Below are 21,382 nucleotides of genomic sequence, written 5' to 3'. Positions count from 1 at the left end.
CGTTCGGCCCGCCTGTCGCCGATCCGTGGCATTGGTGCATACTCCCCGGTAGTGTGCCAAGTGCCTGAAATGGGGGCGGTATGTTGCAACGCAATAAAAATCCGTGGGATTCACCAGGGAAGTCGCCGGGACGCGCCTCCGCGCGCGGCTTCACCTTGGTGGAGCTGATGGTGACGGTCGCCGTCATCGCCGTGATTGGCGCGGTGGCGGTACCCAACATGCGCACGATCATCCTGCGGAATCGTCTCAAGAGCCAGACCGAGGACGTGGCGGGCACCATGCAGCTGGCGCGCTCGGAGGCGATTCGCACCAATGCCCGGGTGACGGCCTGTGTCTCCTCGGGCGGTATCACGTGCAGCACCAGCGCACAGCGTTTCGTCGTATTCAACGAAGCAAACGAAATCCTGCGTGAAGTGGCTCTGCCTGCGGATGTGCAGGTCAGTGGGCCGGCGGCGGGCATCGTGTTCCGTTCCTCCGGGCGGATTGACTCCAGCCTGCCCGCGGCGGACCGCGTTGTCGTCGTCTGCATTCCCGATGCCAACCTCGGCGAAAACCAGCGGGAAATCACGGTGGCCCTGGGCGGCGCCTCCACGAGTACGCCCAAGAACGGCGGAGGGAGCTGTCCATGAAGATGCCGGTTTCCTTGCCACGCCCGCAGCGTGGCATCAGCATGATCGAGGTGCTGATCTCCGTGCTGGTGCTGGCCCTCGGCTTGATGGGCATGGCGGCGATGCAGTCGCTGGCGCTGCGCGGCGGCCAAAGCTCGCTGGAATCCTCGCAGGCCGTCATGGCCAGCAATTCCATCATCGAGGCCATGCGCGCCAACCGTACCAATGCCGCGAGCTATGTTTTCGACGGTACGGCCTCCTGCGGCACGGTGCCCGCGGCCGGGCTGTCGCTGGCATCCTGGGACATCCACCAGTGGACGCTCCAGCTCAAGACCGCGATCGGGAATGACCCCGCGGATCCTGGAACCTGCGGGAAAATCGAGCAGGCAGGCGGTGTCTATACCGTCACCGTGCAGTGGGATGACCGGCGCGCGGGTGGTAGCCAGACCAATCAGGTGGTCACGAGGGCCAGACTATGAGCCGGTTCCATTCCAAAGCCGCGGCCCAAGGCTTCAGCCTGATCGAAATGATGATCGCCCTGATGCTGGGGCTGATCGTTCTTGGCGCTGCTTTTGTCCTGTTCGTGGGAAACCTGCGGACCTTCAATTCCAACGACGGACAAAACCGCGTTCAGGAAAATGCCCGCGTGGCCTATGAAATGCTGGCGGCGGATGTCCGCTCCACGGGAACCACGGCGTGCACCAGAGAATCGTCGGTGCGCGGCGTGGACGCCAACAGCGCCGCCTTCCGCGCGCCGCTGGATGGAACCGCCACCAGCCTCACCGCGGTAGGGGTCGATGAAATGGCCTATCGCGTCGATCCGAACAACAGCGATGCCAATCGCGTCACCCTGCTGGAGGCGTCACCGGCGGCCTCGGACATTTTCAACGTCAACGATGTCGTGATGGTCTGCAATGGGTCGATGACCGGCTTTGCGACGGTTGGCTCGATCAGCGGTCAGCAGGTCAATTTCAGCGCCAAGCTGCCGTTCAATCCCGCCGATACGGTTGGCGCGTCCCCGGCCAGCATCTCGATTGGCCGTCTGCGCACGACCACATGGTCCGTTGCGCCCAACGGCGGCCCGACCGGAAGCTCGCTGTACGTGGATCTCAATGATGGCGCCGGCAACCAGGAAGCCGCGGTGGGCATCCAGCCGTGGACGTTGCTCTTCCATCAGGCCCAAGGCGGCAATGCCAGCGTGTATGCGCCGGCCACCGGAGGCTCATTCAGCTACCAGAACGTGGATGCCGTGAACATGCTCATCCCCATCCGCGCCATCATTCCGGGCAATGCGCCGGGTGAGTCCAATCAGGTGAATCGAACCATTGCTGCCACGGTTGCAATCCGCAACCGCACTCCGTAGGCCACAGGTGTGCCATGAACAAATCGCCCAAAAAGCAACAAGGTGTTTCCCTGCTGGTCGTGCTGATCCTGCTGGTGGTGATGTCCGTGCTGGGCATTGCGGTCATGCGCAGCGCGGTCATGCAGGAGCGCATGGCGGCCAATCTGCGCGACCGCAGCCTGACCGACCAGGCCGTCGAAAATGCCTTGGCGCAGGCCATTTTGACCTTGCAGGGCGATCCGCAGAATGGCGTCACCAGTGACCCACCGGAAAACTCGACGGATTGTCCGATTTCCGGGTCAATCATTTGTGGACCTCTCGCGCCCGGGCCTGCGGATGGCACCGCGGCCTGGGTCAATGGCCCCACTCTCAATGGGGTGAGGACCGAGTACTGGATCCAGTACCTGGGCCGGAACCAGGCGTTCCAGGAGAGCGGGGGCGTGACCCCCAACCCGAGCAGCCAGCAGACCGGCCCGTTGTTCCGGATCACCGCGCAAAGGCACCACAACCAGCCGGAACGCGCCGCTGTCACGCGGCAGACCGATGTCATCTACAGCATGCCCCGCTTGTGAGTTCGTCATGAAAACGAAGACCATGGCCCGCACCAAATCCCGCACCGGCTATTCCTGGTGGAGCTTCCCGCTCGCCTGCCTGGCCACCCTGCTGTCGATGCCGGTGACGGCGGCGACGCTTGCCGTGCCCATCCCCGGCGATCCGCTGACGGCCGGCGCCAGGGTGCCGCCCAATATCCTGTTCATCCTCGATGACTCGGGGTCGATGGCATTCAACTACATGCCCGACAGCGTGCCGGCAGTCAGCGTCATCAGCAAGAACCTGACCTATACCCGCAATTCGCTGTCCTACAACCCGAACATCGACTATCTGCCGTGGACCAAGTCCGACGGCAACCGGATGACCGGGGGCACGAGCTACTACGCCGCCTATGGCAGCTTCAATCTGGTGGGCGGCAGCACGATCGACTTGTCCAATACCAGCAGTTGCAGGCAGTTCAACTACAACAGCAATTCCACCACCGATGAAGGCGTCGGCACGAATGTCTGCGGCGGCGTGCAGACCTTCTACGTGCCGAAAGATCTGACGGACACTTCGGAAACGTATTTGAGCAACGGCTACAACTACTACCGCTACCAGATCCACACCGACGGCGTGATTGTGCGCAGCTGGTACGGCGCGCGTTCCGGATCTTCTCCCAACTACAATCGAGGTCTGAACGGCCGCGGTTGCAGAACGAATACGGGCAACCAATGGCGCGATTGCACCCAGGTGACCCCGACCGGCCGCAGCGAAGCCGATGAGCGCAGCAACTATGCGACGTGGTTTTCCTACCACCGCACCCGCATCAAGGCGGCCAAGGCCGGCGCCAGCGCCGCGTTCTCGCCGCTGACGCGCGACGTGCGCGTCGGGTTCCGCACCATCTGGGGGCGCGGTCCCAACCATTCCAACCCGATTCCGGTCACCAAGGACGAGGGGCGTTTTGCCAACGACAACGGCTCCACCAACCGCAACGACTGGTATGCGTCCCTGTTCTCGATCATCGGCTACAACGGCACCCCGCTGAAGGGGGGGCTCTACCAGGCCGGCAAGTATTTCGAGAACCAGACGGCCACCGGACCTTACGGCCCCGAGCCGCAGGCAGACCAGATCAGCTGCCGGCAGAACTTCACCATCCTGACCACCGACGGCTACTGGAACAACGACAGCGGCTATACCGCCGTCAATGAGCAGGACGACAACAACGGTTCGACCATCACCGGGCCGGGCGGCAAGACCTACACCTACACGCCCAAGACGCCTTACAGCAGCGACGGCAATACCCTGGCCGACGTGGCCATGTATTTCTGGAAGCGCGACCTGCGCACGGATCTGACCAACAACGTGCCGACCAGCACCACCGACGACAGCCACCCGAAGCTGGGTGACCCGGCGTTCTGGCAGCACATGGTGACCTTCAGCATTTCCATTGGTCTGGCCGGCAGCACCGGCTGGGCTTCGGTGGATGACGTCCCGCAAAACGCCGCCTGGCCCAATCCCAACGACAAGGAAGACAACGACCGCATCGACGACCTGCTGCACGCGGCGGTCAACGGGCACGGCACCTTCGTGGCCGCCACCAGCCCCGACGAGTTCACCCAGGGCCTGCAGTCGGCGCTGGCCACGATCGCGCAGCGCACCAGCGCGGCCTCCAATGTGGCCACCAGCGCCTTCCAGATCCGCTCCGGCGGCAAGGTCTTCAATGCCGCCTACATCGCCGGCAAGTGGACGGGCACCATCAACGCTTGGAATCTGGATGCCAACAACACGCCGTCCTCGCTCGCCTGGGCCAGTTCGGTGCCGAACTACAACGTGCGCAAGGTGTTCACCCGCGAGGGCGGCACCGGCAGGACCTTCCCGACCTCGACCCAGACCACCGCGCTGGCCCGTACCGGCGGCCCGGTCAACTTCCAGGTGACCGGCGTGAACAACGCCAATTACCACCGGGCAGTGATGCTGGTCAGGAGAAGCGCAACGGCGGCCTGCTGCGCGACCGTCCCAACAATTCACTGGGCGATATCGTCAACTCCTCGCCGTTCTACGTGGATGACACCCAGACCCTGTACGTGGGCGCCAACGACGGCATGATGCACGCCTTCAATGTCGCCGACGGCAAGGAACTGTTCGCCTATGTGCCCGGCTTGATCAAGATGGCTGATCTTTCCATGCTCAGCCGCGGTGACTACGAAAACTCCCATCGCTGGTACGTGGATGGCCCGATTGCCGTCACGGATCGCAAGCTGACGCCAAGCGCCAACTACCTCGTCGGTTCCCTCGGTCGCGGCGGCAAGGGCTTGTATGGGTTGAATGTCACCAATCCGGCGTCGTTCGGGACCAGCAATGTGCTTTGGGAGCTCGCCGAGACCGCCGGCAACAACATGGGCATGGTGACCGGACGCCCGGCGCTGGCCCTGGTCCAGACCTCCCTGACGACCAAGGTCGCGCGGCGGTGGTCGGCAACGGCGTCAACAGCACCAACAACAAGGCGGTGCTGCTGGTCGTCAATGCGCAGACCGGCGCCGTGATCCGTGAAATCGATACCGGTGCCGGCAGTGCTTCCCAGCCCAACGGGCTGTTTGCACCGACGGCGATCCTGGGCGCGGATGGCAAGTCGATCGCCTATGCCTATGCCGGCGACCTTCTGGGCAACGTCTGGAAGTTCGACATGACCGCGACCAATCCGGCCAGCTGGACCGTCAAACGGCTGTTCCAGGCGAAGTCCGCCGATGGCACGGGCGCCCCGCAGCCGATTACCGGCGGCGTGACGATTGCCACCAACCCCGTCACTTACCAGCGCTGGGTGTTCTTCGGCACCGGTCGATTCATGACGGTTTCGGATACCAACGACAAGGCGCCGCTGATGCAGGGGCTCTACGGATTCGAGGACACCGACGCGCAGCTGCAATATTCGGATCTGGTCAAGCGCACGATCATCAACACGGGTGCGAGCCAGAGCGGGTACCCGGTGCGGACCTTCGAGCCCAAGGCCGACCTCAACCCGGGGGCCAAGGGCTGGTATGTCAGCCTGCCCGCAGGCGGCGAGCGCATCATCCAGGACGCGCAGCTGGTTGCCAACGCCTTGGTGACGGCGAGCATGATCCCGGAGACCAATATCTGTGACGCCACCGGGTCGGGCTACATCAATGCCGTGGATGCGTTCACCGGAACCAGCCTGGGCACGCTGTTCGACCTCAACAATGATGGCAGCACGGCGGACAACAATGTCGGCGGGGTTGCGCGTTGGCTCCGTGGATGTAGGTGGGCATGCCGACGCTGCCGATCTTCATCGACGGGCAGATGATCGTCACGGGCTCGGCCGGCAGTCTGGCGACCACCCGCACCCACCGCAGCGTCTGGCGCACGGTGTCGTGGCGCGAATTCAGGAAGGATTGATGGACATGACCAAGCAACGTCCGGCCCAGAGGCACAGCGCGGGTTTCACCCTGATCGAGTTGTTGGTGGTGGTGGCGATCATTGGCGTCCTGTCATCGATCGCCTATCCCTCCTACGTGGATCATGTGCGCAGGACGCGCCGGGTGGCGGCGGAGGGCTGTCTCTCCGCCCTGGCCCAGCAGCTCGAGCGTTTCTACACGACCAACATGACCTATGTCGGGTTCGCCGGCGCTCCCAACTGTGATCCCAAGATCACCTCCGATTTCTACAATATCCCGGCACCGGTTGTGACGGCCCGGGCCTACACCCTGACGGCGGCGCCGAAGGGTTCCCAATCCGGCGATTCCTGCGGAACGCTGACGCTCGATCAGGCCGGCACCAAGTCTCCGTCAACGGCGGGCTGCTGGTAAGCAACAAAAGGGGCAGGTTCATTTCCATCGTGAAGTGAACCTGGTTCCCTCCTGTCCAGCCCAATCATTCCGTGATCGAAACCATCACCCAGCTTGCGCGGCTGCGCGCCGCCGTTGCCGCTTGGAAGCGGGAAGGCTTGCGGGTCGGCTTCGTGCCGACCATGGGCAATCTGCACGCCGGACATCATTCGCTGATCGCGTTGGCGCGGTCCCGCGCCGATCGGGTGGTGGCCAGCGTGTTCGTCAACCCCACCCAGTTCGGGCCCGGTGAGGACTACAGCCGCTATCCGCGCACGCCGGAAGCGGACGCCGCCGGATTGCAGGCCGCGGGCTGTGATGTTCTGTGGTTGCCGGATCTGACGACGATGTACCCGTTCGGGCCGGCGGCGGCGGCCCGGATCCACGTCCCCGGCCTGAGCCAGGTGCTGGAAGGCGCGCACCGCCCCGGCCATTTCGATGGCGTGTGTACCGTGGTCGCTCGCTTGTTCCAGCAGGTGCAGCCGGACGTGGCCGCGTTCGGGCGCAAGGATTACCAGCAGCTGCTGGTGGTGCGGCGGTTGGTCGCGGATCTGGCGTTTCCGATCGAGCTGCTGGCGGGGGAAATCCTGCGCGAGGACGACGGTCTGGCGATGAGTTCGCGCAACCAGTACCTGTCGCCGGACGAGCGCGCCACCGCGCCGGAATTGCACCGCGTCCTGCTGCGGATGCGGACAATGACGCTGGAGGGCGCGCCGCGCGCGCAGGTCGAAGCCGAAGCCCAGGCCACCCTGCACGCGGCCGGCTTCGTGCCCGATTACGCCGTGCTGCGCACTCCGGAGTTGCAGGAACCCGCCGACGGTCAGCCCGGCCCGCGCGTCGCCCTGATCGCCGCCCGGCTCGGCAAGACGCGGTTGATCGACAACCTGGAATTCGCTCTCGCCGATTGAGTGGAGCGCTTGGCGACTGGGCGCTGCCGCATCGGGGCGGGGCCATCCGTGACGAGGCCATCTGTGGCGAGGTCATATGTTGCAGTGCGCAATCTGCGGCCTATACTTCCAGCGTTCACCGCTTCGGAATGTCACGATGTTGTTGACCCTGCTCAAAGCCAAGATCCACCGCGCCACCGTCACCCACGCCGAGCTGCATTACGAAGGTTCCTGCGCGATCGACGGGCGTTTGCTGGACATCGCCGGGATCCGCGAGTACGAGCGCATCGACATCTACGACGTCACCAGCGGCGAGCGTTTTTCCACCTACGCGATTCGCGCCGACGAGGGCAGCGGGGTGATTTCGATCAACGGCGCGGCGGCGCACAAGGCGCGGGTCGGTGATCTCATCATCATCTGCGCCTACGGCCAGCTCGGCGAGGCGGAAGCCGCGCTGTACAAGCCCACCCTGGTCTATGTCGATGCCGACAACCGGCTGACCCACACCACGCGTTCGACGGCCAAGCAGGCGGCCTGAGCGTGACCGGGCGGCTGGGAAGCCTGGACGAACACGCCCGACGGCTTTCCGGCACGACGCTTGCGCGGCTGATCGCGGACGATCCGGCGCGTTCAACCGATTTTGCGCTGCGGGCGGGCCCGCTGTATGCCAATTTTGCCCGCCAGCGCTATGACCGCACGGCGCTCGATGCGCTGTTTGCCATCGCCGAGCGTGCCGACTTGGCCGGTGCGTTGCAGCGCCTGTGCGGCGGCGAAGCGGTCAATGCCACCGAAGGCCGCGCCGCCTTGCATCCCGCGCTGCGTGGCGACGCTGCGATGACGGCTCCGGCGCGCAGCGCGCACGCCCAGGCGCGCGCGGCGCTGGCGCAGATGCGTGGCCTGTACGCACACTTGGCCGACAGCGCCGTCACCGAAATCATCAGCATCGGCATCGGTGGCTCCGACCTCGGCCCGCGTCTGCTGGTCGATGCGCTGGCGCCGCCCGACGCCCGCTTCCGGGTGCATTTCCTGTCCAATCTCGACGGCCATGCCGCCCAGCGGCTGCTGGCGCGGCTGGACCCGCAGCGCAGTGCGGCGGTGATTGTCTCCAAGAGTTTCGGCACCCGCGAAACCCTGCTCAACGGTGCCATCGTGCGCGCCTGGCTCAAGGACGACGCGCGCCTGTACGCGGTCAGCGCGGCGCCGCAGCGGGTGGCCGGATTCGGCATCGCGCCCGCGCGCAGTCTGCCGATGTGGGATTGGGTCGGTGGCCGCTATTCGCTGTGGTCGGCGGTGGGCTTTCCCGCCGCGTTGGCGCTGGGGATGGAGGCGTTCGAGGCGCTGCTGGCCGGCGCCGCCGCGATGGATGCGCACGCGCTGTCCGCACCGCTGCGCGAAAACCTGCCGGTCTGGCACGCGCTGACCGCGGTGTGGAACCGCAATGCGCTGGGTGCGGCGACCCAGGCGGTGCTGCCCTACGACGAGCGCCTGCGGCTGCTGCCCGCGCACTTGCAGCAGCTGGTGATGGAAAGCCTCGGCAAGTCGGTGCGGCTGGACGGCACGCCAGTCGAGGCCGACACCGTGCCGGTGTGGTGGGGGCGGGTGGGCTCCGATGCCCAGCACAGTTTCTTCCAGACGCTGCATCAGGGCACCCAGGTGGTGCCGGTCGACTTCATCGGCGTGATCCGCGCCGACCATCCGCACGCCGCCAACCATTCCGCCCAGCTGGCCAACCTGCTGGCGCAGGCCGAGGCGCTGGCGAACGGCAAGGACAGCGACGATCCGCACCTTCGGCATCCCGGCAACCGGCAAAGCACCCTGCTGCTGCTCGACGCGCTCACGCCCGAGGCGCTGGGCGCGCTGGTGGTGCTGTACGAGCACAGCGTCTATCTGCAATCCGTGCTGTGGGGCATCAACGCGTTCGACCAGTTCGGGGTGGAACTGGGCAAGACCCTGGCCGACCGCCTGCTGCCGGCGATCGAAGGGCAGGGCGCCGCCGATGACCCGGTGACGCGGGCGCTGCTGGCGCAACTGCGCGGGCGTCCGTAACCCCGCACTTCGGCAGTTTGGCATCTGTCGCGGGCAGGGCGCGCTCCCACAGGGTGCGATGCATCCTTGCAGTGGGAGCGCGCCCTGCGCGCGACTTATTGCGCCAGCAGCACATCGATGGCTGCTTCCAGCGTGCCCAGTACCGCTGCGTCCGTCGGCGCGGCGCGCAGCCGCTGCACCACCGCGGCCAGCTGCGTGGCACCGACGAAACCGCAGCTGGCGCTCAGCCGGTGCAGTTCGTCGCGGATCGTGGTGACATCACCGCGCTGGACTGCCGCAGCGATCCGCGCGCGCTGTCCCGGCAATTCGTCGAGGAACATGCCGCGCAGCGCGGCGACCTGTTCAGGTCTGCCGCCCAGCACCGCCAACGCCGCCGCATCGTCCCAGACGGGAGCAGTGCCTGCACCTAGATGCCGACGCAGCGCGGCGTGCAGCTCGGCTATCGGAAGTGGCTTGCACAGCACTTCGCTGAATCCGGCGGCGTGCAGCCGCTGCCGCAAGTCGGCATCCGGCGCGGCGGTGTGGGCCAGTGCGGGCGCGTCCTGGCCGGCTTCGCGCAGCGCCATCAGCACATCTTCACCCGGTCCGTCCGGCAGATGGGCGTCGATCAACAGGAGATCGAAGCGGTCCGCGCGGCCGGCCGCACGCGCGCTGGCGACGTTGGCGGCGCGCTGCACGTCGAGTTCCAGCAGCGCCGCACCTTCGGCCAGAAAGGCGGCGCTGACCGGGTCATCTTCGACCAGCAGCAGGCGTGGCCTGGCGGGAGAGGGGGAAGTGTTCATCACGGGACCTTCGGCTCTTTGTATCCTGCGCGGATGCGTCGTTCAATCCCGTGCCTGTGTCTGGCCGCCGCCTTGCTGGCGCCGGCCGCCGTGCAGGCGCGGGTGGCGCAGGCGCGGATCGCGCGGATGCACACGCCGGTGGCGACGCTGGAACAGGTGCAGGTGCGCCTGGACTGGGCCGAGAACGCCGACAGCGGGCAGTTGCGGATTCGTGCGGGGCGCGTCGATGCGCCGGCGCTGGGCTACCACTTTCGCGACCTGACTTGGACCTGCCCGCTGCGGCGAACGCCGGAGGACGGCTGGCAGTGCGAGGGTGCGCTGCGCGGCGACGGCGCTGCGGCGCTGCGGCTGGGGATCCATTTCGACGTGGATGCGCTTACCGCCACCCTGGCGCAGGGGCAGGCGCGGCTGGCGCTGGAGCGGCGCACGGCGACGCCCGATCTGACCACGCTGATACTCACGCGGGTGCCGCTGGTCTGGGCGCAGGCGCTGCTGGCGCAGGCGTGGGAAGGGGCCAGCTTCGGCAAGGGCACGCTGGACGGACGGCTGGCGATCGTGGCGCCCGCCGCTGCGCCGCTGCGGGTGTCGGGGCCGCTGCGGCTGCACGCGGCGGCCTTGCAGAATGCCGACAGCAGCATCGTCGGGGAAGGCCTGGGCGGCGACTTCCAGCTGGCTTACGTGGGCAGCGCTGCCGCGCGGGTGACGGTCGCAGGCGTGCTGCACGGCGGCGAGTTCCTGGTCGGCTCCACCTATGTCGCGCTGCCGCCGGCGCCGGTCGGCCTGCACATCGAGGCGGACAGTGCCGGCGCCGAGGGCTGGCGGCTGCCGCGGATCGAATGGCGCGATGGCGACGTGCTGGCCGGCAGCGGCCGTGCGCGGTTGGCGCCGGATGGCAACGTGCGGGAACTCGAACTGCAAGCGCACAGCGGCGATCTCGGCCCGTTGGCGCCGCGCTACTTGTCCGGCTGGCTGGGCGTGCTCGGGTTGAGTGGTGTGGAATTGCGGGGTGGCGTCGACATGACCACCCGCATCGAGGATGGCGCATTGGTCGAAGTGACCGCCGTCGTGCGCGATGCCGGCCTCCACGATCCGGCCGGTCGCTTCGGCTTCGACGGGCTGCGCGGCGACTTGCGCTATTCGGCCGAGGCGCCGGTGGACAGCCAATTGCAGTGGACCGCGGGCGAACTCTACGGGCTGGAATTCGGTGCCGCGGCAATTCCCCTGCGCAGCGGCGACGGCACCCTGCGTTCGCGCGCGCCGTGGCGCGTGCCGATGCAGGGCGGCAGCCTGACCCTGAGCGATGTGGCGATCCGTCCCGCGCGCGAGGATGCCGGCGCCGACATCCGCTTCGGCATGGCGCTGGAAGGCATCGATTTCGGACGAGTCTCGAAGGCGCTGGGCCTGCCGGCGTTCACCGGCGTGCTCGGCGGCGAGATTCCGAGCGCGCATTACGCCAACGACCGCATCGATTTCGACGGCGGCCTGACCCTGCATTTGTTCGACGGCACGGTGCGCTTTTCGGAGCTGGCGCTGGAGCGCCCGTTCGGCACCGCGCCCAGCCTGACCGCCGACATCGCGCTGAAGGGCCTGGATCTGGCGCGGCTGACCGAGGTGCTGGGCTTTGGCACGATCACCGGCCGGCTGGACGGATCGATCGAGGGCCTGCGCCTGGTCGATTGGACCCCGGTGGCGTTCGATGCCCGCTTCGCCAGCTATCCGGCGCCGGGGGTCAAGCAGCGGATCAGCCAGCGCGCGGTGCAGGACATCGGCAGCGTCGGCGATTCCTCGTTCATGGCCAGCCTTCAGGGCCAGCTGATCGGGCTGTTTTCGGACTTCGGCTATCGCCGCCTGGGGATTGGCTGCCGGCTGGAAAACCAGATCTGCACGATGAGCGGGCTGTCGGGTTCAGCGGGGGCTCAGGACGAAAACGCCTTTACTATTGTCGAAGGCAGCGGCGTGCCGCGGCTGGACGTGATCGGCTTCAATCGCGCCGTTGATTGGACGACGCTGGTGCAGCGACTGCTGGCGGCGGGCAAGGGCGAGGTAGCGCCGGTCATTGAATGAATGGAACGAGTCAGCCGGAACGGAGTGAATGTGATGCGCAAGTGGATGGGTATACCGATGGCCAGCGGGCTGCTGCTGACGGCCTGCGTGACGATCAACGTCTATTTCCCGGCGGCCGAGGCGCGCGACGCCGCGCGTGAGTTCGTCGAGAAGGTCATCAGCGATCCGAACGCCCCGCCGGCGCAGGAACCGGCGCAGGAGCCGGCGCCTGCGGGCGGCGGCATGGCGCTGCAGCGGCGGCTCGATTTTGGCGGCGCCAACGCCGGTGCACGCTTCGATCCGTGGATGCTGCTGGGCATCGGCAGCGCGCAGGCGCAGTCGGCGCCGGACATCACCATCAAGACGCCGACCATCCAGGCGATCCAGGCGCGCATGGAGGCCCGCTTCGGCGCCACCCTGCGTGCCGGGTTCGACAGCGGTGCGCTGGGCTTTACCGACGACGGGCTGATCACCGTGCGCGATCCGTCGAAGATCGAACTCAAGGATCGGGTGGCGATGAACGCGGCGGTGGCCGACGACAATCGCGACCGCAAGGCGGTTTACCGTGAAGTCGCGGTCGCCAACGGCCACCCCGAGTGGGAAGCCCAGATTCGCGGCGTGTTCGCCAAGCAGTGGATCAGCAGCGCGCGCCCGGGCTGGTGGTACCAGGTGGGCGGGGCCTGGAAGCAGAAGTGACGCGGACGTTCACGCGTTCGCGGCGCACGCCGCGCTAACTTGAACGGGTCCGATTCGCAAACATTCATTCATGCCAAGGATCAAGGCAAGTCACCCGCCGGCGGCAACCGATCGGCCCTTCACCGCACTGGTGCTGCAAGGCGGCGGCGCGCTGGGGGCCTATCAGGCCGGTGCGTTCGAGGCGCTGGCGGCGCGCAGCGGCGACATCGACTGGGTGGCCGGGGTGTCGATCGGCGCGATCAACGCCGCGCTGATCGTCGGCAATCCGCCTACGCGCCGGGTCGAGCGGCTGCACGCGTTCTGGGAGCGCGTGAGCCTGCCGTTCGTCGAGCCTGCGGTCAAACACCCGGATGCCCTCCTGCGGCCGTGGATGAATACCGGCGCCGCGCTGTGGGGCGTCTGGATGGGCGTTCCGGGGTTCTTCAGCCCGCGCCCGTGGTGGGAATGGTGGCCACACCCGCCGGCCAGCGTGTACGACACCCAGCCGCTGCGCGAAACCCTGCTCGAGCTGGTCGATTTCGATCGCATCAACGACGGTGCGGTGCATTTCTCGGTGGATGCCGTGGATGTGGAAACCGGCAACCTGGTGCATTTCGACAACCGCAGCATCCGCATCCGCCCCGAACACGTGATGGCCAGCGGTGCGCTGCCGCCCGGGTTTCCGGCGATCGCGATCGACGGTCGTCACTATTGGGATGGCGGGCTGGTTTCGAACACGCCGTTGGCGCGGGTGATGGAACAGCTCAAGGGTCGGGCGGACGGGCGCGCGACGATCTTCCAGGTCGATTTGTTCAGCGCGCGCGGCGCGCTTCCGGAGGACCTCGAGGCGGTGGCCGAGCGCCAGAAGGACATCCGTTTTTCCAGCCGCACGCGCCTGGTCAGCGATCTGGTGCGCGAGCGCCACCAGCTGCGGCACGATCTGCACCGGATGGCCGAGCTGTTGCCGAAAGACCGGCGTGCCCGCCCCGAGGTGCGGGCGCTGCTGCAAGCCAGCCAGATGCCGGCGGTCACCCTCGTTCACGTCATCCACCGACCCAAGCCCTTCGAATCCCAGAACAAGGATTACGAATTTTCCGCGCAGTCGATGCGTGAGCACTGGGTGGCGGGCATGAGCGACATGCAGGGCTCGCTGGCCCTGCTCGACGCCCACCGGCCGCCGTGCGCGGGCGGTTTCTGCGTCATCGACCACCAGGCCACGCACTCCGAGCGTCGCTACGGCGAGTGACCGTTCCGCCGCACCCATTCCCCCGCAGTACAGGACAACCCCCATGAGCCAGAACATCGAAGTCCACGCCAGCCACCTGCTCAGCCTGAAGGGCAAGCTGGCCCTGGTCACCGGCGCTGCCAGCGGCCTCGGCAAGCGCATCGCCGAGGTCTATGCCGACGCCGGCGCCGACGTGGTCATCGCCGATCTCAAGCAGGAGATCGCGCAAGCCACCGCCGACGAGATCGCGAAGAAGGGCGTGCGCACGCTGGGCGTGGCGATGGACGTGACCGACGAGGCCGCAGTCGAGGCCGGTTTCGCGCAGGTGGAGCAGGCGCTGGGCCCGGTCGATATCCTGGTCAGCAATGCCGGCATCCAGATCGTCGCGCCGATCCAGGACTTCAGGTTCTCGGACTGGAAGAAGCTCATCGCGGTGCATCTGGACGGCGGCTTTTTGACCTCACGCGCGGCGGTGCGGCAGATGATCGCCTCCGGCCGCGGCGGCAGCATCATCTTCATGGGCTCGGTGCATTCGAAGGAAGCCTCGAAGCTCAAGAGCCCCTACGTCGCCGCCAAGCACGGGCTGGAAGGTCTGGCCAAGGTGATTGCGAAAGAAGGCGCCGCGCACAACATCCGCAGCAACGTCATCTGCCCGGGCTTCGTGCGCACGCCGCTGGTGGAGAAGCAGATCCCCGAGCAGGCGCAGGAGCTGGGGATCAGCGAAGAGGACGTGATCAAGAAGGTGATGTTGAAGGACACCGTGGATGGTCAGTTCACCACCGTCGATGACGTCGCGCAGGCGGCGCTGACCTTTGCCGCCTGGCCAAGCAATGCGCTGACCGGTCAATCACTGGTGGTCAGCCACGGCTGGTTCATGCAGTAGCCGGTGCGGGCGCGGCGGTCGCGTCGAGGAATTGCAGTTTCGCCAGTTCGGCGTACAGCCCGCCCTGGGCCAACAGCTGCGCGTGGCTGCCCTCGGCGACCACCCGGCCGTGGTCCATCACCACGATCCGGTCGGCCTTGAGCACGGTAGCGAGGCGGTGCGCCACTACCAGCGTGGTGCGGCCTTGCATCAGGTTTTCCAGCGCTTCCTGCACCGCGCGTTCGCTCTGCGCGTCGAGCGCCGAAGTGGCCTCGTCGAGCAGCAGGATCGGCGCATTCTTGAGCAGGGCGCGGGCGATCGCGATGCGCTGCTGCTGGCCGCCCGACAGGCGGGTGCCGCGCTCGCCCAGTTCGCTGTCGAAGCCCTCCGGCAGCGCGTCGAGGAATTCGCTGGCCTTGGCCGAATCGGCGGCGCCGCGCACCTCGGCGGCGCTGGCCTCCAGCCGCCCGTAGCGGATGTTGTCGGCGGCGCTGGCGGCGAAGATCACTGGCGCCTGCGCGACCAGGGCGATCGCGCCGCGCAGCTGGGCCGGGTCGAAGCGGCGGATGTCGGTGCCGTCCAGCGTGATCGCGCCGATTGCGGGGTCATGGAAGCGCAGCAGCATTGAAATCACCGTGCTCTTGCCGGCGCCCGACGGCCCCACCAGCGCCACCGTCTCGCCGGGGCGCACGCGCAGGCTGAAGTCTTGCAGCGCGGCCTGATCGGGCCGCTGCGGGTAGTGGAAGGTGACGTTGTCGAAGTGGATCTCGCCGCGCAGCGGAATAGGCAGCGGGCTGGGATCGGCGGGGGCGGCGATCGCCGGCGCCTCGTCGAGCAACTCATGGATCCGGCCCATGCCGCCGGCGGCCTTCTGCAATTCGTTCCAGACTTCCGCCAGGGCGCCGACCGAACCGCCGCCGAGCATTGCGTACATCACGAATTGGCCGAGCAGGCCGGCGCTGAGCTTGCCGCTGATGACATCGTGCGCGCCCGACCACAGCACCACGATCACGGCACCGAAAATCAGGGTGATGGCGACCCCGGTGACGATCGCCTGGGCGCCGATCCGGCGCCGCGCCGTGGCCACCGCTACCGCCATTGCGCTGGCGTAGCGCTGGCCCTCGTAGCCTTCGCGGGCGTCGGCCTGAACCGTGCGCACGGCGCCCAGCGCTTCGGTGGCCAGCGCGTTGGCGTCGGCGATCCGGTCCTGGCTGGCACGTGAGGTTTTCTGGATCCGGCGCGCGCCCATCACGATTGGAACTACCGCGCAGGGGATGCCGACCAGCGCCCAGGCGGCGAGCTTGGGGCTGGTGACGAACAGCATCACCAGCGAGCCGATTACGGTGACACAGCTGCGCAGGGCCACCGACATGCTGGAAGCAATGACGCTGCGCAGCAGTTCGGCGTCGGCGGTCAGGCGCGAGACCAGTTCGCCGCTGCGGCTGCGGTCGTAAAAACCGGCGTCCAGTTCGAGCAGATGCGAATACAGGCCGGTGCGCAGGTCGGCGACGACCTTTTCACCGAGCAGGGTGACGAAGAAATAGCGCGCTGCGGTGGCCAGTGCCAGCACCACGATGACGATCAGCACGAAGCCGAACACGCGGTCGATGTTGGCGCCGCTGCTGAAGCCCTTGTCGATCATCTGCCGAAAGGCGATCGGCAGGCTCAAGGTGGCGGTCGAGGAGCAGGCCAGCGCCAGCAGCCAGGCCATGAACAGCCCGGAGTGGCGGCGCATGAACGGCCACAGCGCGCGCAATGCGCCGATCGGCGCCTTGGGCGACGCCTGGGTTCGAGAGTTCATCCGCGCATTTTAGCGGTTCGGCAGGCGCGCCGGGCCGATCCAGGTCAGGCCGGGTGCAGGCTTCGCTGTCGGATCAACGCGGTGTCTCCTGCTCCAGCCCCTTCAGCACTGCGGGGATTCGCTCATTCGGATAGCGTCTGCGGAACTCGGCGAGACTGGCGCGTGCCTCATCCATGCGCCCCGCGTGGGCAAGCTCGGCGATCCGGCGCAGCCAGGCTTCGCGCGCCGAGGGCGAATCCATCGTCGCGGGCGGCAGGTCGGCGTCGGCGTCCTCGGTTTCCGCCGCGGTGCGTGCGGCGCTGGCCGCAGCCGCGGCCTGTGCCGGCGGCGTGGTCGTGGCGGCCGGGCGCGCCGCGGCGGCTGGCGCTGGCGAGGGCGCGGTGAGCGCTTTGGGCGCAGGTGCCGCTTCTGTTGCCATTGCCCGGCGCCGGTCTGCGCCTCCGTGCGTTTGGCGCACGCTGCGCGGGGCTTCATTCGCATCGGCCTCGGCTGGAAATGCGTTGATCGGGGCCGCAGGCGGCGGCGGTGCGACCGGAGCCGGCGGAGCTGCTGGCGCGGGTGCGGGATGCCCGGTTCCGGATTTTTCGGTGACCGATGGCGCCGCGAGGGCCTCCTGCGCGACCGCTTCGGGACGCGGCTGAGGCGGCGCTGCTGCTGCATCCACGGACGCAGCTGACGAGCGGGCAGGCGCGGCCTCGGGCGCCGCCGGAGCGGACAGGCGCCGGGTGCCGGCTTCCTGCGCGGGCGCGACCATCGGGCTGATCGCCGGCGCCGGCACGGCGGTCGGGGCTGGGAGTGCGGGTGGTGTGGGTGGTGCAGCGACTGCCGCCTCCGGTGCCGTGGCGACCGGCCGCGCGGCGTCCATCTGCGCGTGCCGGCTCGGCGCCTGCCGCAGCTGCCAGGCCAGCCCGACCGCCAGGCAGAGCGAGGCGGCCAGCGCGGCCGGCATCTGCCAATGGCGCGGCTGCCGCGGGCTGCGGTGGCCAGCTTCCGGCGGCGCGGTGCGGGCAGCGGCCAGAATGCGCGCGTCCAGTTCCGGCGCCGGTTCGCCGCGGCCACGCAGGCGCGGCAGCTGCGCCGCCAATGCGCGCTCCTCGGCATCCAGCGGTTCGGGCGGGAAGCGGTTCATGGCGCCAGCCTCGCACGCAGTTTGTCCATGCCGTAGCGCAGCCGGGATTTGACGGTTTCCCGGCCGGCGCCGACGATGGCACCGATTTCATCCAGCGACAGTTCCTGTTCGAGCCGCAGCAGCAGCACCTCGCGCTGCTCGCCGGGCAGGCCATCCAGGGCCAGCTGCAGCTGACGGCGGCGTTCGAATTCGGACAGCGCGCGTTCGGGCGTGTCGGGATCGGCGATCTGCGCCAGCCGTTCGTCGGCATCGCTCGGTGCCGGCGGGCGGTGCGCGCTGCGCCGCCAGTGATCACTCAATCGGTGATGGGCGATGGCGAACAGCCAGCTGGCGAAGCTGCCCTCCGGCCGCCATTGCGCGCGCGCGGCGATGATTTTTTGCCAGACATCCTGGAACAGCTCATCGGTCAACGCGTTGTCGCGCAGGTGCCGCAGCAGGTGTCGATACAGCCGTTGCCGGTAGCGCGCGTAGAGCTGTTCGAAGGCCCCGGCGGTCCCGGCCACCCAAGCCGCCATCAGGTCCTCGTCGCTGGCCTCGGGCACGTCCATCGGCACCAGACTATGCGCGGAACCGGCGTTCTGGAAGGGGCGTCGCGAAATTTCCACGCGGTGGATGGCAAGGTGCATACTTCGACAAACGCACCAGTATGTCGGTTGGGGTTGTCCGAGCAGTGGCAAGGATGGCGCCACCCCCGGCTTGCAGGCAATATGACGCGGACGATGAACGCCTTTTCACACGCTGCGCCACCGCCGTCCAGGGAAGCCGCCGTGCGGCAACGGCGCGGGGTGCTGGGCGGCGTGGCCGATCGCCTGGCTCAGACCCTGCCGGTCGGGGCGCGGGTGCGTTTGTCCTGGCAGCATCCGGCGCTGGGAACCGGCAGCGATATCGGCGTCACCGGCGAACCGGCCTCGGCCGGGGCGCTGCGGCTGGGCTGGACCGGCCCCGAAGGCATCATCCTGAACGTGGTGGCCAGCCATCCCCGAGACTGGCCCGAGGGGATTGCGCAGTATTGGCCGGAGAGCGCCCGCCAGCTGGTGGACCAGGCGGTGCTGGCGGTGCTGGCTACGCAGCAGATCGAATCCCTGCAGCGCTCCGAGCAACTGCGCCAGGCCCTGTTCGAGATCGCCGATCTGGCCGGCAGCGCGCTCGACCTGCAGGTGATGCTGCGCAAGGTGCATTCGATCATCGGCGAGCTGATGTACGCCGACAATTTCTACATCGTGCTGTACGACGATCGCCGGCAGGTGATGCGCTTCCTGTATTTCGTCGACCAACTCGACCCTTGGGTCAACGATCCCGAACAGGAGATCCAGGTCACCGAGGAAGGCAACACCCTGACCATGCACCTGCTGCGCAGCGGCGAGACCCTGCGCGGGCCGTCGACGATGTTGCGCGAGATGTTCGGCATTCCAGACCAGCCGGAAAACGGCCCGGACAGCGCCGACTGGCTGGGGGTGCCGATGAGCCGCGACGAGCGGGTCATGGGCGCGCTGGTCGTGCAGAACTATCGCAAGGCAAACGTCTACAGCGAAGACGATCGCATCCTGCTGGCCTTCGTGGCCCAGCACGTCCTGACCGCGCTGGAACGGCGGCAGACCCGCAAACAGCTCGAGTCGCGGGTGGCCGAGCGCACCGCTGATTTGCAGCGCGCCAATGACGAATTGCAGGCCGAGATCATCGAACGCAAGCGCGTGCAGGACATCCAGCGCGCCCTGTACCGGATCGCCGAGCTGTCGATGACCAGCGAGAGCCTCGGCCATTTCCATGCCGAGGTCCATGACATCGTCAGCGGGCTGCTGTATGCGCGCAATTTCTACATCGCCATGCTGTCCGAGGACGGCAGCATGCTCGAGTTCCCGTATTCGGTGGACGAACGCGACCCGGATCGCAAGCCGCGCAAGCTGGCCGATGGGCTGACCGAATACGTGCTCAGGACGGGCCAGCCGCTGCTGGCCGACCGGGAGCGGATCGGCGAGCTGGAAGCCGAGGGCAAGGTGCGCACCCACGGCACCCACGCGGCCTACTGGCTGGGCGTGCCGCTGCTGCACGGGGATCAGGTGGTCGGCGTGATCGCGGTGCAAAGCTATTCGGGTGACGTGAAGTTCAGCGCCGGCGACCAGGACCTGCTGACCTTCGTGGCCATGCACATCGGCAGCAGCCTCCAGCGCAAGCAGGCGCAGGATCGCCTGGTCCAGGCCCACGCCGGGCTGGAACAGCGCGTCAGCGAGCGCACCCGCGAGCTGGCGGAGGCCAACGTCGAACTGGTCGAGCAGATCAGCGAGCGCATGCGCGCCGAGCGCAAGCTCATCCACCAGGCGATGCACGATGCGCTGACCGGGCTGCCCAATCGCCTGCAGCTGCTGGATCGGCTGGGACGGGCGATTTCCTCGGCGGCGCGCGACCCGGAGGCCTGCTTCGCGGTCCTGTTCATGGACCTGGACCGCTTCAAGCTGGTCAATGACAGCGTCGGCCATGCGGTCGGCGACGAATTGCTGGTCGAGGCTGGCCGGCGGATCGTCGGCTGCGTGCGCGGCAGCGACGTCGTTGCGCGGCTGGGCGGCGACGAGTTCGCGATTCTCGCCGAACGCCTCGAGAACCCAGGCAAGGCCGAGGAGCTGGCGCACCGCGTGCTCGCCGCGCTGTCGGCCCCGGTCTGGGTGGCCGGGCGCGAGCTGTTTCCCAGTGCCAGCATCGGCATCGCGGTCTGGCATCCGCGCTACCACAGCGGCGAGGAGATGCTGCGCGACGCCGACGCCGCCATGTACCGGGCCAAGCAGGACGGGCGCGATCGCTGCGCGATGTTCGACGAGGAAATGCACCGCGAGGCAACCCGCAGCCTCGACCTCGAAGCGGACATGCGGCGCGCGATCCAGTCCGAGCAGTTCCTGCCGCACTACCAGCCGATCGTGGACATCCGCAGCGGCGAAGTCTTCGGCCACGAGGCGCTGCTGCGCTGGCAGCACGAGCAGCTGGGCCTGCTGCTGCCGGGCCAGTTTCTGGACATCGGTGAGGACAGCGGCCTGATCGAACAGGTCGATTGGCTGATGTATGCCCGGGTGATCTCCGACATCGCCAGTCATTCCCTGCCCGGCTATGTCGCGATCAACGTGTCGCCGCGGCATTTCCGCGCGGCGGATTTTTCCAGTCGTCTGCTCGGATTGATCGAGGGGGCCGGCCTGGGGCCGGATCGGCTGCGCGTGGAAATCACCGAGGTGGCCCTGCTCGATGACGCGCCACGCACCCGCGAATGCCTGGACGTGCTGCGCCGGCACGGCATCCTGGCCCAGCTCGACGATTTCGGCACCGGGTTCTCCGCGCTGTCCTACCTGCACCGGTTCCCGATCGCCAGCCTCAAGATCGACCGCAGCTTCGTATCCGGACTTGAGGGCAATGTGCGCCACGAAAGCATTGCGGTGATTCGCGCGATCATCGCGCTGGCCGGCAGTCTGAACATCGAACTGATCGCCGAGGGCGTGGAAACCGAGGGTCAGCGGCAAACCCTGATCGAGCTGGGCTGTACCCACGCCCAAGGCTTCCTGTTCGGACGCCCTGTGCCGCTGGCCCTGTCTGGATTGGACGGCTGATTCATATGGCACATTCGAGCGGTTG

The 21,382-nt window shown here is 67.5% G+C and carries 21 protein-coding genes; 17 read left to right on the top strand and 4 right to left on the bottom strand.

Annotated elements, in window-relative coordinates:
* The first annotated feature begins 80 nt into the window (after positions 1-80).
* The 12 genes from M9902_RS04160 to pgi all read left to right on the top strand — a co-directional run bounded on the left by M9902_RS04160 (position 81) and on the right by pgi (position 9,256).
* Positions 81-629, top strand: a complete 549-nt coding sequence (locus tag M9902_RS04160; RefSeq protein WP_297174967.1) for a GspH/FimT family pseudopilin — start codon at positions 81-83, stop codon at positions 627-629.
* Positions 626-1,087: a type IV pilus modification protein PilV gene (gene pilV / locus M9902_RS04155; protein ID WP_297174970.1), complete on the top strand. Its 462-nt coding sequence runs from the start codon at positions 626-628 to the stop codon at positions 1,085-1,087. Before M9902_RS04160 ends, pilV begins: the two co-directional genes overlap by 4 nt.
* Entirely contained in the window at positions 1,084-1,971 is an 888-nt protein-coding gene (locus tag M9902_RS04150) for a prepilin-type N-terminal cleavage/methylation domain-containing protein (protein ID WP_297221304.1), read from the top strand. Before pilV ends, M9902_RS04150 begins: the two co-directional genes overlap by 4 nt.
* Positions 1,972-1,985: 14 nt before the next feature.
* Positions 1,986-2,522, top strand: a complete 537-nt coding sequence (locus M9902_RS04145) for a PilX N-terminal domain-containing pilus assembly protein (protein WP_297221303.1) — start codon at positions 1,986-1,988, stop codon at positions 2,520-2,522.
* A 7-nt stretch (positions 2,523-2,529) separates the two neighbouring features.
* Positions 2,530-4,590: a hypothetical protein gene (locus M9902_RS04140; protein WP_297221302.1), complete on the top strand. Its 2,061-nt coding sequence runs from the start codon at positions 2,530-2,532 to the stop codon at positions 4,588-4,590.
* A complete protein-coding gene (locus tag M9902_RS04135) occupies positions 4,569-5,027 on the top strand; it encodes a PilC/PilY family type IV pilus protein (RefSeq protein WP_297221301.1) in 459 nt (152 codons plus the stop codon). Before M9902_RS04140 ends, M9902_RS04135 begins: the two co-directional genes overlap by 22 nt.
* Positions 4,952-5,803: a PilC/PilY family type IV pilus protein gene (locus tag M9902_RS04130; RefSeq protein ID WP_297221300.1), complete on the top strand. Its 852-nt coding sequence runs from the start codon at positions 4,952-4,954 to the stop codon at positions 5,801-5,803. The genes M9902_RS04135 and M9902_RS04130 overlap by 76 nt, the downstream gene beginning before the upstream one ends.
* Positions 5,767-5,895 carry a hypothetical protein gene (locus M9902_RS04125; RefSeq protein WP_297221299.1) on the top strand — a complete coding sequence of 43 codons (129 nt, stop codon included), beginning with the start codon at positions 5,767-5,769 and terminating at the stop codon, positions 5,893-5,895. Before M9902_RS04130 ends, M9902_RS04125 begins: the two co-directional genes overlap by 37 nt.
* A gap of 5 nt (positions 5,896-5,900) precedes the next feature.
* Positions 5,901-6,305, top strand: coding sequence for a type IV pilin protein (locus M9902_RS04120; RefSeq protein WP_297221298.1), 405 nt, complete (start codon positions 5,901-5,903; stop codon positions 6,303-6,305).
* A 71-nt stretch (positions 6,306-6,376) separates the two neighbouring features.
* Positions 6,377-7,231, top strand: a complete 855-nt coding sequence (gene panC, locus M9902_RS04115; protein ID WP_297221297.1) for a pantoate--beta-alanine ligase — start codon at positions 6,377-6,379, stop codon at positions 7,229-7,231.
* A gap of 136 nt (positions 7,232-7,367) precedes the next feature.
* Positions 7,368-7,748 carry an aspartate 1-decarboxylase gene (panD, locus tag M9902_RS04110; protein WP_297174988.1) on the top strand — a complete coding sequence of 127 codons (381 nt, stop codon included), beginning with the start codon at positions 7,368-7,370 and terminating at the stop codon, positions 7,746-7,748.
* Positions 7,749-7,750: 2 nt separating this feature from the next.
* The gene (gene pgi, locus M9902_RS04105) at positions 7,751-9,256 is read left to right on the top strand and encodes a glucose-6-phosphate isomerase (protein ID WP_297221296.1); all 1,506 of its coding nucleotides are present in this window, start codon (positions 7,751-7,753) and stop codon (positions 9,254-9,256) included.
* 95 nt (positions 9,257-9,351) lie between these two features.
* On the opposite strand, the gene M9902_RS04100 is transcribed toward pgi, so the two are convergent.
* Positions 9,352-10,038, bottom strand: a complete 687-nt coding sequence (locus M9902_RS04100; RefSeq protein ID WP_297221295.1) for a response regulator — start codon at positions 10,036-10,038, stop codon at positions 9,352-9,354.
* 33 nt (positions 10,039-10,071) lie between these two features.
* On the opposite strand from M9902_RS04100, the gene M9902_RS04095 reads away from it, so the two are divergent.
* From M9902_RS04095 to M9902_RS04080, 4 genes are all read left to right on the top strand, one after another.
* Positions 10,072-12,102, top strand: a complete 2,031-nt coding sequence (locus M9902_RS04095; protein ID WP_297221294.1) for a hypothetical protein — start codon at positions 10,072-10,074, stop codon at positions 12,100-12,102.
* Between the two features lie 33 nt (positions 12,103-12,135).
* Positions 12,136-12,777: a YdbL family protein gene (locus M9902_RS04090; protein WP_297221293.1), complete on the top strand. Its 642-nt coding sequence runs from the start codon at positions 12,136-12,138 to the stop codon at positions 12,775-12,777.
* A gap of 70 nt (positions 12,778-12,847) precedes the next feature.
* Complete coding sequence (locus M9902_RS04085) at positions 12,848-14,002, top strand: patatin-like phospholipase family protein (protein ID WP_297221292.1); 1,155 nt, start codon at positions 12,848-12,850, stop codon at positions 14,000-14,002.
* 76 nt (positions 14,003-14,078) lie between these two features.
* Positions 14,079-14,864, top strand: coding sequence for a 3-hydroxybutyrate dehydrogenase (locus M9902_RS04080; protein WP_297175012.1), 786 nt, complete (start codon positions 14,079-14,081; stop codon positions 14,862-14,864).
* Here M9902_RS04080 and M9902_RS04075 read toward each other — a convergent pair.
* The 3 genes from M9902_RS04075 to M9902_RS04065 form a co-directional block, all read right to left on the bottom strand.
* Positions 14,854-16,644, bottom strand: a complete 1,791-nt coding sequence (locus M9902_RS04075; protein WP_297221291.1) for an ABC transporter transmembrane domain-containing protein — start codon at positions 16,642-16,644, stop codon at positions 14,854-14,856. The genes M9902_RS04080 and M9902_RS04075 overlap by 11 nt on opposite strands.
* Positions 16,645-16,717: 73 nt before the next feature.
* Positions 16,718-17,773 carry a hypothetical protein gene (locus M9902_RS04070; RefSeq protein ID WP_297221290.1) on the bottom strand — a complete coding sequence of 352 codons (1,056 nt, stop codon included), beginning with the start codon at positions 17,771-17,773 and terminating at the stop codon, positions 16,718-16,720.
* Positions 17,770-18,378 (bottom strand): RNA polymerase sigma factor, encoded by a 609-nt coding sequence (locus M9902_RS04065; protein ID WP_297221289.1) that lies wholly within the window; start codon positions 18,376-18,378, stop codon positions 17,770-17,772. The genes M9902_RS04070 and M9902_RS04065 overlap by 4 nt, the downstream gene beginning before the upstream one ends.
* A 114-nt stretch (positions 18,379-18,492) precedes the next feature.
* Between M9902_RS04065 and M9902_RS04060 the strand changes: the two genes are divergently transcribed.
* Entirely contained in the window at positions 18,493-21,357 is a 2,865-nt protein-coding gene (locus tag M9902_RS04060) for an EAL domain-containing protein (RefSeq protein ID WP_297221288.1), read from the top strand.
* The last annotated feature ends 25 nt before the right edge of the window (positions 21,358-21,382 follow it).

Origin of the sequence: Thermomonas sp., from assembly GCF_023953935.1 — a bacterium.
In the GTDB taxonomy this organism is placed as follows: Bacteria; Pseudomonadota; Gammaproteobacteria; order Xanthomonadales; family Xanthomonadaceae; genus Thermomonas.
The sequence above is the reverse complement of the archived record's forward strand: the minus strand, read 5'-3'. Positions and strand labels throughout refer to the sequence as shown.

Bases quoted from the DNA above. Each gene is read 5' to 3' on its own strand.
- M9902_RS04090 (WP_297221293.1), top strand. From the start codon at position 12,136: ATGCGCAAGTGGATGGGTATACCGATGGCCAGCGGGCTGCTGCTGACG.
- M9902_RS04085 (WP_297221292.1), top strand. From the start codon at position 12,848: ATGCCAAGGATCAAGGCAAGTCACCCGCCGGCGGCAACCGATCGGCCC.
- M9902_RS04160 (WP_297174967.1), top strand. From the start codon at position 81: ATGTTGCAACGCAATAAAAATCCGTGGGATTCACCAGGGAAGTCGCCG.
- M9902_RS04150 (WP_297221304.1), top strand. From the start codon at position 1,084: ATGAGCCGGTTCCATTCCAAAGCCGCGGCCCAAGGCTTCAGCCTGATC.
- M9902_RS04100 (WP_297221295.1), bottom strand. From the start codon at position 10,038: ATGAACACTTCCCCCTCTCCCGCCAGGCCACGCCTGCTGCTGGTCGAA.
- panD (WP_297174988.1), top strand. From the start codon at position 7,368: ATGTTGTTGACCCTGCTCAAAGCCAAGATCCACCGCGCCACCGTCACC.
- M9902_RS04095 (WP_297221294.1), top strand. From the start codon at position 10,072: ATGCGTCGTTCAATCCCGTGCCTGTGTCTGGCCGCCGCCTTGCTGGCG.
- M9902_RS04075 (WP_297221291.1), bottom strand. From the start codon at position 16,644: ATGAACTCTCGAACCCAGGCGTCGCCCAAGGCGCCGATCGGCGCATTG.
- pilV (WP_297174970.1), top strand. From the start codon at position 626: ATGAAGATGCCGGTTTCCTTGCCACGCCCGCAGCGTGGCATCAGCATG.
- M9902_RS04125 (WP_297221299.1), top strand. From the start codon at position 5,767: ATGCCGACGCTGCCGATCTTCATCGACGGGCAGATGATCGTCACGGGC.
- M9902_RS04060 (WP_297221288.1), top strand. From the start codon at position 18,493: ATGAACGCCTTTTCACACGCTGCGCCACCGCCGTCCAGGGAAGCCGCC.
- M9902_RS04120 (WP_297221298.1), top strand. From the start codon at position 5,901: ATGACCAAGCAACGTCCGGCCCAGAGGCACAGCGCGGGTTTCACCCTG.
- M9902_RS04070 (WP_297221290.1), bottom strand. From the start codon at position 17,773: ATGAACCGCTTCCCGCCCGAACCGCTGGATGCCGAGGAGCGCGCATTG.
- M9902_RS04145 (WP_297221303.1), top strand. From the start codon at position 1,986: ATGAACAAATCGCCCAAAAAGCAACAAGGTGTTTCCCTGCTGGTCGTG.
- M9902_RS04140 (WP_297221302.1), top strand. From the start codon at position 2,530: ATGAAAACGAAGACCATGGCCCGCACCAAATCCCGCACCGGCTATTCC.